Raw genomic sequence first — 14,114 nt, 5'->3', positions numbered from 1 at the left:
CCGATTATAATGAGATTCCTCCTTCTTCAAATGACAAACGCTAAATTAATTCAAAACATTTCCTGCCAATTCGCGCAAGCGGATTTCGGAGATTTTCGCTTGGAATTTCGCATCACTCACACGGGTCATCGCATCGATGTAATTCTGCTGTGCAGTTCTTACTTCCAAAGTGGTAATGGTTCCGATGCGGAATTTTTCGAGCGTGATGTCTAAGTTTTCTTTGGCAATCTCTTCGTTACTCAATTCCAAAGTAATCAGTTCCAAATTGGTCTGATAAGTTTGGTAATTGGAGATAATTTGCGACTGGATATTTTGTCTTTGCTGGTCAATCAAAACCTGTGAATTTTCAATCTGAATTTTGGCTATACTTTCATTTCTTTTCTGAATCAATCCATTGAAAATATTGAGTGAAACTGAAACACCATAATTGAAACCTCTGCCATCATTTACCCGTGCAAAACCCAATGTATTTTCACTGTGTGTGAAATTATATCCCGTATTGAGCGCAATCTGTGGATAGCGGTTCCCTTTAATTCTTTTCAACTCTTGTTCTGCAATGGTTTGGTTGATCAAAGCCGTTTGGATTATTGGATTTTGTTGTTCAGCAAGTGAAATCAATTCATCTAAAACCAATTCCTGGTTGATTTCCCATTCGGACTGAACGACAATGGGCGTTTTCAAATCTTCTGCCATCAAAAGATTGAGGTATGTTTTTGTATTTTCAATTAATTCCAATTGACGCAGTAAATTTGTTTGGTCTGTATTCAAATCTACTTTCGCATTTAAAACTTCCAGTTTAGCTGCTTTCCCAATTTCAAATCTTGTTTCTGCCAAAGTCAAACGAAACTGTGACAAATCAATCGCTTCGCGGTAAGCTTCCAAAATCTGGTGCTGCTGGATTAAATCAAAATATGTTGCCAAAACCTGACTTGCTAGAGTAACAACACTTGTTTTCAGTTCGGCTTCACCTTGTTTTTGAAATTCTTTAAGTTGGTCATATCGGGCAAACATGGAAAAACCGTCAAAAATTGTCCAATTGAGGTTGACGCCGTAATTCAACGCATTGTTTCGGGCACCGTTGAGTTCCTGAATGGTACCGTCCGCTCTTTCTTGTTTGGAATTGAGAATGCTGTTGTTCATGTTAAATTCTCCGGTCAATGAAGGCAACATCCCAGCATTTCCACGGTTGACATTGATTTGATCAATTTCTAAATTGTTTTTGGCAATTTTGATGTCGAAATTATTTTCTATTGCTGTCGAAACGGCATCTTCGGGCGTTAGATAATTTTGTGCTTGCGCAAAAACCGAAATTAATACTAGGGATAAAATGAAACTATATTTCATTGTCATTTTTATTTAATTCAACCAATTCTTTGTGCACTTTTTTGGGTCTTGACCACATGAGGTAAATTGCAGGAATTACAAAAAGTGTCAGAATCAAGGAAAAAATCGTTCCACCTACGATTACAATTCCCATCCCCATACGGCTTACAGAAGCAGCGCCCAATGACATTGCAATCGGCAATGCCCCCAAAGCAATTGCCAAACTTGTCATCAAAATCGGACGCAAGCGAGATTCAGAAGCTTTGATAGTGGCTTCGTATTTTGACATTCCCTTTTCACGCAATTGATTGGCAAATTCCACAATGAGAATTCCGTTTTTCGTAACTAGCCCGATGAGCATGATGGTTCCGATCTGGCTGAAAATGTTCCAAGTCTGTCCAAAAATCCATAAGGAAATGAACGCTCCTGCAACTGCCATCGGCACGGTCAAAATGATGATAAACGGATCGATGAAACTTTCGAATTGTGCTGCCAGAATTAAATAAATCAAAACCAAAGCCAATGCAAATGCAAATAAAGTATTAGAACTACTTTCCACAAAATCACGGGATTCACCACTTAAATCGGTCGTAAATGTTTCATCAAGAATTTTTTCTTTGGCTCTGTCCATCGCTTCAATTCCATCGCTGATACTTTTTCCTGGAGACAATCCTGCAGAAACCGTAGCTGCCATAAAACGATTGTTGTGATACAACTGCGGTGGACTGCTTTCTTCGTGTGTTTGAACTATATTATCCAATTGAATTAATTGTCCCACATTATTTTTTACAAAAAGCGATGTCAAATCAATGGGTGCATCGCGGTCTTTGTCCTCAAACTGCCCGATGACCTGGTACTGTTTTCCGTCGCGCATGAAATATCCGAAACGCTGTCCGCTCAATGAAAGCTGCAAAGTCTGCGCGATATCGAGCATCGACACACCCATAGATTGCGCTTTGGAGCGGTCAATGGTGACATTGATTTCGGGTTTGTTGAATTTTAAATTAATATCGGTATTGGAAAAAGTCGGATCATTATTGATTTCTTCCATGAACAATGGAATTTTTTCTCTTAACTTTTCAAAATTCGGTGCCTGAATGATGTATTGAATCGGCATGCCTCCACGCCTGTTCACTGCAATTGTAGGCTGCTGTGAAACATTTACTCTGACTCCATTATAAGCTTTTGTCCATTTGGTCAGCTCATCTGCAACATCTGCTTGTGAACGTTCTCTTTCATCTGTTTCTACCAAAGTTATCCGAACCCTTCCGCTGTTTACCGAAGCAGAACCAAATCCGGGCGAAGTGATGACCAAAGCCACTTTGGTTTCAGGAACGGAATCGTGAACGAGTTTGTCTAATTCCTTCATGTAGCGGTCCATATATTCAAATGACGCACCTTCAGGACCTGCAATACTCATCGATACGTTACTTCTGTCGTCATATGGTGCCGTTTCTTTTTTGATGGTTGTAAAGAAATATGCGATTAACATGAAACAAGCAATCAAAATCGGAAAGCTGAGCCATTTATTATGAACAAATCTTGTCAATGATTTGGCGTAACCACTGTTCATTTTTTCAAAATAAGGTTCTGTCAAACGGTACATTTTAGATTGTTTCTGCTTACCTCCTTTCATTAAATAAGCATTCAACATCGGTGTCAAAGTCAAAGATACAAAGGCAGATACGAGAACAGCCGAAGCGATGACGACTCCGAATTCCCTGAACAATCTTCCAACAAATCCTTCCAAGAAAATAACAGGTAAAAATACAGCAGCCAAAGTGATCGAAATGGAAATCACAGCAAACATAATTTCGTTCGAACCTTTGATCGCGGCTTCCATTGGCGACATGCCTTCTTCTACTTTTTTATAAATATTTTCAGTCACTACAATTCCGTCGTCAACTACTAATCCGGTTGCTAAAACGATTGCGAGAAGCGTGAGTACGTTGATCGAAAAACCAAACAAGTACATGATAAAAAAAGTCGCAATCAATGAAACCGGAATGTCCAGCAACGGACGCAATGAAATCGACCAATCCCGAAAAAAAACATAAATAATCAATACCACTAAAATGATTGCAATGGCTAAAGTTTCGACTACTTCTATCACTGATTTTTTGATGAAAAGCGTATTGTCAGCTGAAACATCTAAAATGATATCTTCCGGAACTTCTTCTTTTAATTGATCAAAAACTTCATAAAATGAGTTGGCAATGTCGATGTAATTGGTTCCCGGTTGCGGAATCACCGCTACACCGACCAATTGTTTTCCGTCACTCACCATTTTGGTTTCGAGGTTTTCAGATTGTAAGCTGGCATAACCTACATCGCTGAAACGGACAATTTTATCGCCATTGGTTTTGATGATAATGTTGTTGAATTCCGTTTCATTGGATAAATTACCTAAAGTTTTAACTGTGAGTTCTGTATTTGCACCAACTAATTTCCCTGTTGGTAATTCAACGTTCTGGGTATTCAAAGCATCTCTGACATCGCTCACTGTAATTCCATAAGCAGCCATTTTGATCGGATCAAACCACAAACGCATCGCATACCGTTGCTGCCCCCAAATCTGAACGCCGCTCACGCCGGGAATTGTCTGTAGTCTTTCACTGATTACATTTTCAGCATAATCGCTCAGCTCTAATTTATTTCGGGATGAACTCTGAACCGACATCACAATGATTGGGTCTGAATCCGCATCTGCTTTGGAAACTACAGGCGGCGCATCGATGTCTTGCGGAAGATTTCTTACGGCTTGGGAAACTTTATCACGAACATCATTTGCAGCTTCTTCCAAATCTTTTTCCAGTTCAAATTCAACCGTAATTCTACTCGAACCTTGGTTACTTGAAGAAGAAATATTTTTAATTCCATCAATTGAATTAATGGATTTTTCCAAAGGTTCAGTGATTTGAGATTCGATGATATCGGCATTGGCACCCGCATAATTCGTCTGAACGGAAACAATTGCGGGATCAATGGAAGGATATTCACGAATCCCCAAAAAATTAAATCCAATGTAACCAAATAGAATGATGGTCACATTCATCACGATGGTCAAAACCGGTCTTTTTATCGAAAGTGACGGTAAACTCATGACTTCGCAGGTTTATTTTTGAGCGTAATTTTAACATCAGCACCGTCTTTCAAACTCAAGACTCCGGTTGTGATTACAGTATCGGAAGGATTTAACCCGGACAAAACAATTACGTCTGATTGACTTCTGCTTCCCGTTTGCACCATGACTTCTTTCGCTTTTCCATTTTTATAAATAAAAACTTTTTTGCCATCCTGCACCGGAACTATCGCTTCTGTCGGAACCATAATCGCGTCATCAACTTCGTTTAAATCAAAAGCAATGTTGGCAAAAGTTCCGGGAATCAAATTTCCTTTGGAGTTATCTGCTTTTGCTCTCACAGAAAGGGTTCTTGTATTGATTTCAATTTCAGGTTGAATGGCATAAATGGTTGCAGGAAATTTTTCTGAACTATTGGCCACCGTGAAATATATTTTTGAATTGAGTTTTACAGTACTTGCATATTTTTCAGGAATCGAAAACGTAATTTTCACCTGACTGCTTTTCACCAAACTCGTAATCAAAATGTCGGGAGAAATGTATGCGCCCGGCGAAATATTCCGCAAACCGATAACCCCTGAAAATGGAGCTCTCACCGAAGTTTTGGAAATCTGTGCTTTAATTAACTGAATCTGTGCTTGAGCCGTTTTGAAATCGGCACTTGCAATGTCATATTCTTCTTGACTGATGGCTCCTTTTTCCAGAAGCAATCGTGCTCTTCTTTCATTTTCTGAAGTTAATTGTCGGCGGGTTTCGGCGGATCTTAGTTGTGCCTGCAGTTCAATGTCGTTGATTTTCAACAATGTTTGTCCCTGTCCTACTCTTGTGCCTTCGCTGAAGTAAATTTTCTCTACTATTCCTGAAACTTCACTTCTGATTTCGACTTTTTCATCCGCATCAATACTTCCTGTCAAAGTCAAAGTGTCTGCCGCAAACTGAGGTTTAACGATAATTGCTTCAACCTTAGCGGGACCTCCGCCGCCATTTTTTTTCTCTTCTTTCGGTTTGTCCGAATCATGAAAAAATAAAAAATAAGCCATGGCAGCGAGTCCCAAGGTTACTACTAAATAAAGGATAAATTTGAATTTCATATTGTGTGGGCGGAATTTATATTACCAGTTTTTTAAAAATTCGTTGAAATCATCTGCATAAGGTTTGCTCACATCAATCAGTGTGTCACCGATTTTGACTGTACTTTTTCCTACAGCGGAAATTTTATCGAGAGAAATGATGAAAGATTTATGCACGCGCATAAATTTCCCTTCGGGCAACTGTTCTTCCAAAGATTTCAAAGTAATGATAGACATCAACGGTTTGTCTGCATTTTTCACAAAAACCTTTGCATAGTCTTTGAAACCTTCGATGTGCAAAATGTCTTTGGTATTGACTTTTACTTTTTGGTGTTGGATGTTTAAATAAATGAAACTTTCTTCTTCGGCTTTTGCAGAAGAATTATTCAATCCATCATTCAAAATTTTAATTTGTTTCAAAGCTTTATTCGCAGCACGATGAAAATCTTCATAAACAAAAGGTTTCAGCAAATAATCCAAAACATCAAGCTTGTAACCTTCCAATGCATATTGTTCAAAAGCAGTTGTAAAAATGACCTGAATTGTTTTTTTATCGGGGCGGTTGGCAATCATTCGAGCCAATTCAATTCCTGTAATATCTGCCATTTGAATGTCCAAAAATACCAAATCAACAGGATTTTCGTGGATGAATTTCAGCGCGTCCATCGCATTGGTGAAACTCCATTTCAGTTTGAGAAAAGGTGTTTGGTTGATGTAATTTTCAAGTAACATCAGCGCCGGTGGCTCATCGTCTATCGTAATACAGTTTAAGATCATTGGGTATCGATTTTGAGTTTGACTTCAAAAGTTCCGTTTTCGGTTGGCTCAGCGATTAATTCATATTTTCCGGCGTAAAGCAAATCCAGTCTGCGTTTGGTATTCACCAATCCGATTCCATTACTTTCATCCAAAGATTGTCGTTTTGACAATAAAGAATTAATTACTTCTAAAGTTAAATTGTTTCCATTTTGAATTAATTTAATTTCGATAAAGCAATCTTCTATCGTGCTGATTCCGTGTTTAAAAGCATTTTCCACAAAAGGCAAAAAAAGCATCGGCGCGATGGGAATATCTTTATTAGTAAAATTAAATGAAGTTTCAATTTTGACTTTGTCGGTGACGCGTAATTTCATCAAATCGATATAATCTTTGATGAATTCAATTTCTTTGATAAGCGTCGTGGTATGCGTTTGGCTGTCATACAAAACATAACGCATCATTTTGGATAAATTTGAAATTGCTTTTCGTGCGATGTCCCCATCTACCAATGTATAGGAATAAATATTATTTAAAGTATTGAAAAAGAAATGCGGATTGATTTGTGCTTTGAGGTAAGTCAATTCAGAACTCAATCTTTCCTGTTCCAATTCCTGACGGCGTTTTTGTTCGTTTTGCCACTTTTTGCTGATGGTTAAAATGATTCCAATTGCAATTAAAAGTAAATCTAAAATCGGAATGATTTTGTCATAATATCCTTTTCCTACAAAAGGATTGATTTGCATCATTACCGCTTCAAAAGTTGTGAAATCTATGTCTTGAAAAACACCTTTTGCAGGTCTGAGAATCAATCTGTCGGCCATTCTGCTGAAAAGAATATGTACAACAACCGTCGTTACAGTCAGGAAAACGTAAAGCGGATATTTTTTCTCGATAATCCATTTCGGAATAAAAACCTGTGCATGAACGTAATACAATGTAATTAAACTCGACATCAAAATGCATTGTTTGATCCAAAAAAGCATCGTCGGATTGCAATCACAAATCAATAAATATTGAAAAAAAAGTGTGTAAGCAAGGATAATCCACGCAAAAAACTGGATGTAAATGTGAATATTATTCTTGAAAGAATTGAACCAAAAATTCATGTTGAAATGCTACCTTTCTACAAGTTTACGGCGGTTTTAACAAATGGCAATCCATTCCCGACAAATCATTGTGATTTATAGATGAAATTTGAATTTTAAAAGATGAAATGTTTAGACTATAGTATCATTTCGACCGAAACGAAGTGAAGTGGAAAAATTTTCATTGTCCAAATTTGAGATTCCTCGTACCTCGGAATGACATATATTATTCCAGAATCAAATCAATATTCGGATGATCTGTAAAGATTTCAATCAAAATTTCAAAAAGTGTCTGTCCTTTTTCTGATTGTAATTCTTCCAATTTTTCCTTTGCCCATGTTATATTGAAAGGTTTTCCGTGTTTGACTTTATTTTTGTAAAAATCAATTGTGGCTTCACTACCTAAATCCAATTTACTTTTTTCTGAATTTTTCCAAATTAAAATTGCTTCTTCCCCGAAACCTGAATAAAGCATGTCGTTCAACGCATCAAGATTGTGCGCCGGTTTCCAATCTTCATATAAAGTCATTAACTTATAGATTTCGATATAAAATCCTTCTAAATCATCAAAATTATTTCCATCCAATCTAAATTCCTTTTTCATCTTCATTATATCATAAAAATAGTTAATTATTAATCATTTAAAATAATATTCAAATTATTTAAACGTTAAAATCATTGAATTTTATAATACTTTTGTGCACGTATGAAATTACAGCAAATCAAATTTTTTATAATAATAGGAATCGTTTTAGGAGTTATGAACGCGTGTTCAAAACAAACCAATTATTATCCTACTTATTCCAAAAGACAACAAACCACACAAAAGCCTGCTTCAGAAAAGAAAAATGAAGAAAAACCAGCCATAATTTCAAAGACGGAAACGAAAACTGAAATCAAAGTCGATATAGTTGATAAAAAAGACAAGCCAAAAGAAGAAATTCCAATGGTGCTCAACCTTCCAAAATTTGACCGCGAATTCCGTGCAGCGTGGATTGCAAGTGTAGCCAACATTAACTGGCCATCGAAAAAAAATCTAACTACAGAACAGCAAAAAGCAGAAGCGATTTATCTTTTGGATATGCTGAAAGAGCATAATTTCAACGCAGTAATATTTCAGGCGAGACCTTCGGGAGATGCACTTTATGCTAGCAAATTTGAGCCTTGGTCCTATTTCTTGACGGGCGAAACGGGAAGAGCGCCTTATCCTTATTATGATCCTTTGGAATTTTGGGTGGAAGAAGCTCACAAACGTGGATTGGAGCTGCATGTTTGGTTAAATCCTTACCGTGCGCACCATTCCAACGGCGGAAAAGTTTCAAGCCAGTCCATCGTCAACAAAATGCCATCACAAATCGTCAAGCTCAAAAACGGAATGTATTGGTTTGATCCGGCTGACAAAACAACGCAAGACCATGCGAGCGATGTCGTAATGGACATTGTTAAAAGATATAATATAGATGGCATTCATTTCGATGATTATTTTTATCCTTATGCTTCTTACAATGGAGGCGCGGATTTTCCTGATTATATAACTTGGAGTGCTTATCAAGGATCAGGTGGAAAGTTGTCACGTGGAGATTGGAGAAGAGAAAATGTGAATCAATTCATCAAAAGAATTTACAAAGAAATCAAAGAGGAAAAAGATTATGTAAAATTCGGAATCAGTCCTTTTGGGATTTGGAAACCCGGATTTCCAAATGGCGTTTCGGGAATGTCTCAATATGACGAATTGTATGCGGATGCAAAATTATGGTTGAATGAAGGTTGGATTGATTATTTCACGCCGCAGCTTTATTGGCCTGTGGATGCCCCGAAACAGAATTTTGCTTCTTTGTTGAATTGGTGGGAATCTGAAAATACGCACCAAAGACATTTGTGGCCGGGATTGAATACAGTTGAAATCCGCGCTTCTGACAAACCCGCGGAAATCATCAAACAAATTGAAATCACACGTCAGTTGGTTCCGAAAAGTGCCGGTGTTGCGCATTGGAGTACTGCAGGATTGACCTCTTCGATGCTTTATTCGCTCAAAGCAGGTCCATACAAAGAAAAAGCATTGATTCCTAAATCGCCCTGGTTGAAGCCTTTAAATCTTGATAAACCTAATTTATTTATTCTATCTGAAACCAACTCAGTAAAAGCAAACTGGTCTTTGGCTCAAAATAATGAAATCATCAACTGGCTGCTTTTCACAAAATACGGTGAGGTTTGGGAAAAAGAAATACTTGACTCGAGTACATTTACCAAAGAAATCGACAAACAACGAAACGGAAAAAATTTAGATTTAATCGTAATTCAGGGCATTGACCGTTTAGGAAATGAAACAGAATACGTTTATAAGAAAGTGAGTTAATTTTTCTCAAATTCATGTAATAATTAAATTGTTAAGATTTTCCTAAGAAATTTTAATTCGAATTGTTTTGGCTTAAAAATGGTATTAGTGTTATCATAATTTAAAACTCAAAATTATGAACACTTCGCCATCACATTCTACCGCCTATTCCAATTTTAAATCTTCTCATGAAAATGAAAAACCTCTTTTACTAGGAAATGTATGGGATGTACATTCTGCAAAACTTGCTGAAAAAGCCGGATTTAAAGCACTTGGAACATCAAGTCATGCAATTGCAAATTCTTTGGGTTATGAGGACGGAGAGGAAATAAGTTTTGATGAATTGTTTTTCGTTGTAGAAAAAATTATCAAATCCGTAAATATTCCTGTTTCCGTGGATTTCGAAGCTGGTTATTCTGATAATCCTCAAGAAGTCGCTGATTTTGTAAAAAAACTTGCAGATGCAGGGGCTGCAGGAGTCAATCTCGAAGATGGTATTGTAAAAGATGGAAAACGAATTTTAGAAGATGCTGAAAAACTTGCTGAAAAAATCAGAGCCATCAAATCAAAGTCTCAAATTTTCATAAACGCACGTGCAGACACTTATACGACAGAGCATCCTGATGCTTTGGAAGAAGCAATTCGCAGAGCTTTGATTTATAAAGAAGCTGGCGCAGACGGAATCTTCGTTCCGTTAATGAAATCTGAATCTGAAATATCTGTTTTCGTACGAAAAGTAGATTTACCTCTGAATGTTTTTGCACATGCGAAATTACCTGATTATGAAAAGTTAGCCCAGTTAGGTGTGAAACGGATCAGCCACGGCGCAAAACAATATGAATTACTTATGAAAAAATCTGAAGAAATATTTGATGAATTCATTAAGTCAAAAAATTATAAAATCGTTTTGGGTGAATAATTAGTTTTAATCCAACCTCAACCTACTTACCAATTTCAGCCTCATTTAATTTAAAAAAAGTTTAATCAAAAATTTAAAATTATGAGCACTGAAAATTTGAATAGTCAAGAAGCAATCGATAAACTAAAAAACCTCATCAATAAAATTGATGTTGGGATGTTGTGTACGCAAACCCGGGATAGCAAACACGTCCATGCCGTTCCCATGAGCCGACAAGAAGTAGATGACGAGGGAAATATCTGGTATTTATTTTCGTCAGAAAGTGAAACTTTCAAACATTTAAAGGAAGATTCATCGGTTTGTCTTTTGTATTCTGACCCACGAGACTATAATTTCCTGAGCATACATGCAGAAACCGAAGTTTCGCAAGACAAAGCCCGAATTGAAAAATACTGGAATAAAATGGTGGAAGGATGGTTTGAAAAAGGAAAAGAAGACCCGCGCGTCCGCGTTTTAAAAGTAATTCCTTCTGAAGCGCATTATTGGGATACGAAATCTAACAAATTTGTAACGTTCTTCAAAGTTGCTTTGAGCGGCGTCACTGGTGCTAAGCTGGATATAGGACGTGAAGGAGATTTGAATATTTAATCAAAAGTCTAATTATAAAAAATAAAATTATGTCAAAGACAATCGCAATATTGGCAACACACGGATTTGAAGAAAGTGAGTTGAAATCACCTAAAGATCATTTAGAAAAACAAGGCTGGAAAGTCGATATAGTAAGCCCGGAATCGGGTAGCATCAAAGCTTGGGCTGAGACTGACTGGGGAAAAGAATATAAGGTTGACAAAATACTTTCCGAAGCAAATGCTTCTGATTATAATGCTTTGGTATTGCCGGGCGGTGTAATCAATCCGGATCAATTGAGAGTTGATAAAAATGCTTTAGGTTTTGTGAAAAATTTCTTTGAACAGAAAAAGCCTGTCGGAGCAATTTGTCACGGACCACAAATTTTAATTGATGCGGAAGTAGTTGAAGGCAGAAATCTAACTTCAGTTGAAAATATAAGTAAAGATTTGAAAAATGCAGGCGCAAAATGGGAAGACAAGGAAGTCATCGTAGATGCAGGACTTGTAACCAGTAGAACGCCGGATGATTTACCAGCATTTAATGCTAAGCTGGTAGAAGAAATCAACGAGGGCAAGCATAGAGAACAGCATGCCTGAATTTGATTTTTTAACTTTTTTCGAAGGCACCTCGTGAGGTGCTTTTTTTATTTATAAAAAACATTTCTTTAAATAAATCTTTGGTTATTGGAGTCCGTCAATGTCATTACAATATCTATAAAAAAATACTTTTAATTAGCTATTAACTAAATTAGAAAACCCATTTTTCATCCAAGACTTTTTTCCGGTATTTAAAAATTTTATCGAGTTTTTTTCGAACGATTAAATGATTAACCCAATTGCCAAACATTCCAAAGGGTAATTCATAATCAACAGTATCAGTCATCAAAACACCATTTTCATTTTCCTCAAATTCATGCAAATGATGCCAAATCTTGTAAGGACCTTTTTTCTGAAAATCTACAAATAATTTTTGATGTTCAACTTTTATAATTTCTGTTTGCCAATTCATAGAAATTCCAAGCAAAGGTGAAACTTTGTAATCAATGGTCATGCCTTCATAAATAGGAATTTCCCCTACATCTGACATCACTCTGAAATTCATATCTTTGGGAGTTATTTTGGAAAGATTATGTGCAAGAGAAAAAAAATCCCAGGCTGACTTTAAATCAGTGTATAATTGTTGAGTTCTTTTTAATTGATATTTCATTAATAGTTAATCAAATCAGCAATTTTTTGTTCTAAATCATCAATGTCAAACGGCTTTGACAGATAAGTCTCCGCGCCAGCCATATTGGCTACCGATTCCAAATCATTTGTTGCGGAACAAAAGATAACCGGAATATGTCGATGTTGTGGATGCTTTTTCAATAATTGCGTTGCCTCAATGCCTCCTATGTCAGGAATCCAATTGTCCATAATAATCAAATCGGGCTTGATGTTTTCTACTTTTTCAATGATGTCGTGTGAAGTAGATGAAGTTGCTACCTTATACCCAAAAGACTCAAGAACAATTGAAAATGTATCTAACAGAGCCTTGTTATCATCAAATATAAAAATCGTTTTATTGCTCATTTTGTAGTTTTTTTAGTTCGTTTATGTATTTTGCCATCAGTTTAGGTGGTAAAATAACAAGTTCGGTCAATGTTTCAACCGCTTTCCGAGGCATATAATCAACTTCAGCAGTTAATGGATCTTGAACGAAAATCTTCCCGTGATGTAGTGAAATATTCCTTAAACCTTCTACTCCATCACCATTCCCGCCCGATAGTAATAATGCACAAGCTTTGCTTCCAAAAACACGTGCGGCCGATTCGAACGTAACGTCAATGGAAGGACGGGAGTAATTAATTTTTTCTGAAGCATCTAAAGATATAATTGATTCATTTTCAAAAAGCAAATGATAATCCGGCGGAACAAGATAAATTTTGCCTATTTCTAATTCTGTTTTATCTTCTGCCTCTAAAACCGGAATTTGGGTTGACGTAGCAAGCAAATCATCTAAAGCACTTTGCGGGTGAGGTTTTCTGTGAAGTACAATTACAATCGGAAATGATATATCGGTTTCGATAAAAGGCAATACCTGCATCAATACATTGATACTGCCCGCAGATCCTCCTATCAATAAAATACGTGTTTCCATTATAATTTATTAATTATTTTTTGCCAGATTTTCTCTCCATCCAATTTTTTGTAACGGTTTTCCATGGCAGAAAACCGAATGGTTTCTTTGGATCCCAATGCCAGGTATCCAAAATTTTGAAGGCTGTAATCAAAAAGATTAAATACTTTATTTTGTAAACCCTTGTCAAAATAAATCAAAACGTTTCGGCATAAAATCAATTGAAATTCATTGAAAGAAGAGTCTGAAACCAAGTTATGTGTAGAAAATATCATTCTTTCTTTGAGGTTTTCATCAAACTTTGCGATGTCATACATGGCCATATAATAACTTGAAAAATCTTCTGTTCCACCTGATTGAATATAGTTTTCCGAATATTGTTTCATCTGGCTTATCGGGAAAATTCCTTTCGACGCTTTTTCTATGACCGTCGGATTGATGTCTGTTGCATAAATCAATGCTTTCTGGTATAAATTAATTTCTTTCAGTAAAATCGCAATAGAATAAGCTTCTTCACCGGTCGAACAACCGGCCACCCAAATCCGTATAAAAGGATGTGTTCCCAGACGCGGTAAAATATCTTCCCGAAGTTTCTTGTAGAAATATGGATCTCTGAACATATCTGTTACATTGACCGTAATTTCTTCCACAAAACGTTGCATGTAAGATGGATTATTCACTACCTGATACCTCAGTTCAGCAAAACTGGCAAGTTTGTCAATGAGACAAATCCTGTTAAGGCGCCGTTTCAAAGACGCCTTGCTGTATTGCGAAAAATCATATCCATATATTTGGAATACGTCTTCCAGCAACTGCTCCATTTCGCTGTCATTGATGATATCAAGTTCCATCC

The 14,114-nt window shown here is 36.6% G+C and carries 14 protein-coding genes; 4 read left to right on the top strand and 10 right to left on the bottom strand.

What is annotated here, in order from left to right; translation table 11 throughout:
• Positions 1-45 precede the first annotated feature (45 nt).
• From B8977_RS09080 to B8977_RS09055, 6 genes are all read right to left on the bottom strand, one after another.
• Positions 46-1,344, bottom strand: coding sequence for a TolC family protein (locus B8977_RS09080; RefSeq protein WP_317043198.1), 1,299 nt, complete (start codon positions 1,342-1,344; stop codon positions 46-48).
• A complete protein-coding gene (locus B8977_RS09075; protein WP_084017391.1) occupies positions 1,334-4,426 on the bottom strand; it encodes an efflux RND transporter permease subunit in 3,093 nt (1,030 codons plus the stop codon). The genes B8977_RS09080 and B8977_RS09075 overlap by 11 nt, the downstream gene beginning before the upstream one ends.
• The gene (locus B8977_RS09070) at positions 4,423-5,496 is read right to left on the bottom strand and encodes an efflux RND transporter periplasmic adaptor subunit (protein ID WP_084017390.1); all 1,074 of its coding nucleotides are present in this window, start codon (positions 5,494-5,496) and stop codon (positions 4,423-4,425) included. The genes B8977_RS09075 and B8977_RS09070 overlap by 4 nt, the downstream gene beginning before the upstream one ends.
• Positions 5,497-5,517: 21 nt before the next feature.
• Positions 5,518-6,252, bottom strand: coding sequence for a LytR/AlgR family response regulator transcription factor (locus B8977_RS09065; RefSeq protein WP_084017389.1), 735 nt, complete (start codon positions 6,250-6,252; stop codon positions 5,518-5,520).
• The gene (locus B8977_RS09060; RefSeq protein ID WP_084017388.1) at positions 6,249-7,340 is read right to left on the bottom strand and encodes a sensor histidine kinase; all 1,092 of its coding nucleotides are present in this window, start codon (positions 7,338-7,340) and stop codon (positions 6,249-6,251) included. Before B8977_RS09060 ends, B8977_RS09065 begins: the two co-directional genes overlap by 4 nt.
• A 205-nt stretch (positions 7,341-7,545) precedes the next feature.
• Positions 7,546-7,923, bottom strand: a complete 378-nt coding sequence (locus B8977_RS09055; protein WP_245828506.1) for a barstar family protein — start codon at positions 7,921-7,923, stop codon at positions 7,546-7,548.
• Between the two features lie 102 nt (positions 7,924-8,025).
• On the opposite strand from B8977_RS09055, the gene B8977_RS09050 reads away from it, so the two are divergent.
• From B8977_RS09050 to B8977_RS09035, 4 genes are all read left to right on the top strand, one after another.
• The gene (locus B8977_RS09050) at positions 8,026-9,675 is read left to right on the top strand and encodes a glycoside hydrolase family 10-like protein (protein ID WP_084017386.1); all 1,650 of its coding nucleotides are present in this window, start codon (positions 8,026-8,028) and stop codon (positions 9,673-9,675) included.
• Positions 9,676-9,790: 115 nt separating this feature from the next.
• The gene (locus tag B8977_RS09045; protein ID WP_084017385.1) at positions 9,791-10,573 is read left to right on the top strand and encodes an isocitrate lyase/PEP mutase family protein; all 783 of its coding nucleotides are present in this window, start codon (positions 9,791-9,793) and stop codon (positions 10,571-10,573) included.
• An 81-nt stretch (positions 10,574-10,654) separates the two neighbouring features.
• Positions 10,655-11,161, top strand: coding sequence for a pyridoxamine 5'-phosphate oxidase family protein (locus B8977_RS09040; protein ID WP_084017384.1), 507 nt, complete (start codon positions 10,655-10,657; stop codon positions 11,159-11,161).
• Positions 11,162-11,190: 29 nt separating this feature from the next.
• Positions 11,191-11,739 (top strand): type 1 glutamine amidotransferase domain-containing protein, encoded by a 549-nt coding sequence (locus tag B8977_RS09035; RefSeq protein ID WP_084017383.1) that lies wholly within the window; start codon positions 11,191-11,193, stop codon positions 11,737-11,739.
• A 151-nt stretch (positions 11,740-11,890) separates the two neighbouring features.
• Here the strand turns inward: B8977_RS09035 and B8977_RS09030 are convergent, their stop codons facing one another.
• The 4 genes from B8977_RS09030 to B8977_RS09015 are packed head-to-tail and all read right to left on the bottom strand — an operon-like array spanning position 11,891 to position 14,112.
• Positions 11,891-12,349 (bottom strand): SRPBCC family protein, encoded by a 459-nt coding sequence (locus B8977_RS09030; protein ID WP_084017382.1) that lies wholly within the window; start codon positions 12,347-12,349, stop codon positions 11,891-11,893.
• Positions 12,349-12,714 (bottom strand): response regulator, encoded by a 366-nt coding sequence (locus B8977_RS09025; protein ID WP_084017381.1) that lies wholly within the window; start codon positions 12,712-12,714, stop codon positions 12,349-12,351. The genes B8977_RS09030 and B8977_RS09025 overlap by 1 nt, the downstream gene beginning before the upstream one ends.
• The gene (locus B8977_RS09020) at positions 12,704-13,282 is read right to left on the bottom strand and encodes a chemotaxis protein CheB (protein ID WP_185116603.1); all 579 of its coding nucleotides are present in this window, start codon (positions 13,280-13,282) and stop codon (positions 12,704-12,706) included. The genes B8977_RS09025 and B8977_RS09020 overlap by 11 nt, the downstream gene beginning before the upstream one ends.
• A complete protein-coding gene (locus B8977_RS09015) occupies positions 13,282-14,112 on the bottom strand; it encodes a CheR family methyltransferase (RefSeq protein ID WP_084017379.1) in 831 nt (276 codons plus the stop codon). The genes B8977_RS09020 and B8977_RS09015 overlap by 1 nt, the downstream gene beginning before the upstream one ends.
• Positions 14,113-14,114 lie beyond the last annotated feature (2 nt).

Source organism: Moheibacter sediminis, assembly GCF_900176425.1.
Taxonomy (GTDB): domain Bacteria; phylum Bacteroidota; class Bacteroidia; order Flavobacteriales; family Weeksellaceae; genus Moheibacter; species Moheibacter sediminis.
Note: the sequence above shows the minus strand (reverse complement) of the source record. Positions and strands in the feature narration are given on the sequence as shown.